At 56.9% G+C, this 1,121-nt stretch carries 2 protein-coding genes; both read right to left on the bottom strand.

What is annotated here, in order from left to right; all coding sequences use genetic code 11:
• The coding region (locus B3Z75_RS05915) for a LamG domain-containing protein (RefSeq protein WP_294068629.1) at positions 1-785 on the bottom strand (785 nt) is incomplete at its 3' end.
• A gap of 12 nt (positions 786-797) precedes the next feature.
• On the bottom strand, positions 798-1,121 hold a 324-nt coding region (locus B3Z75_RS05910), incomplete at its 5' end, for a RagB/SusD family nutrient uptake outer membrane protein (protein ID WP_294068627.1).

The following is a 1,121-nucleotide window of genomic DNA, read 5'->3' as shown; positions in this document are numbered from 1 at the left end:
GCAGCCAATTGTGCAATCTCTGAAGCAGGCAACGCCTTGTTGTAGATGCGCAGCTCATCGATCAGGCTCTGGTCGGAGAGGTGGCCCCATTCTGTGAAGCGGGGTGCTCCCGAGCCGATCGACATGATGTCACAACCATTCCAGCTGATGCCGGTGAAGGAGATCGACTTCACCTCGGTGCCGTCCATGTAGAAAGCGGCCTTGTCCGGGGCGAGGACCAGTGCGATATGAACCCACTTTGCTGCAGTCGGGTCGATGTCAGCCAGTTGGGCTCCGTCGAGCCAGCTGTCGGCCGTGCCGTTGCCGATATTGGCTTTGACGCGCTGCTTGCCATTTGCATTTTCGCGGAAGATGCGGATGCCGGCGGTGCGGTTGTTCTGTGCGTTGGCCGGCTTGCCCTCATGCGGGGGGGCGATCGTCAGGATGCCCGCCCGGTCGGGGGTGGCGTTCACCTTGTACCAGAAGGTGAAGGTCATGGAGCTGCCGAGGGGTGCAGCCATGTTGGCCACATCGAAGGTCAGGTAGCTGTTGACGGCACCGGCATAGGCTTTGCCGCTCTTGCCGCCGGCAAAGGAGGGGCTGCCCACCACGGCTGCCTCCATCAGGCTCTGGTAATCCTCCAGATCTTCGTCGAAGGAGAGGTAAAACATCTGTCCATCGGCACCGATGGGCGGTGGCGTGGGCTGCTCGGGAAAGTTGAAGGGAGGGTTTTGTCCAAGATCCTGGAAGCAGGAAGTAAGGATAATCCCGCTCATCATCAGGATAAGATATATTATTTTCTTCATAGGTCTGTCTTTTTAATAGTTGGGATTTTGTATCAGTACCCCGTTCGATTTGTCTACTTCGGTCTGTGGTAACGGCAGTAATGCATGTTTGTCCTGATAACCGGTTTTTCCTGCTGCATGCAATACTTCACGTGCAACGCCCCAGCGTACCAGATCATAGAAGCGGTCGAATTCCATCCCTAATTCTACCCTGCGCTCGTGCCGGATGGCTTCGCGCATCACCGCCTGATCGGCAGTGGTTACCTTGGGCAGGAGGGAAGCATTTGTTCCGCGTGCACGGGCTCTCACCATCTCCAGATAATTCCCGGCTTCCCCCGTTCTTCCCAGTTCATTGGC

It is taken from the genome of Proteiniphilum sp. UBA1028 (assembly GCF_002316955.1).
GTDB lineage: Bacteria > Bacteroidota > Bacteroidia > Bacteroidales > Dysgonomonadaceae > Proteiniphilum.
Note: the sequence above shows the minus strand (reverse complement) of the source record. Positions and strands in the feature narration are given on the sequence as shown.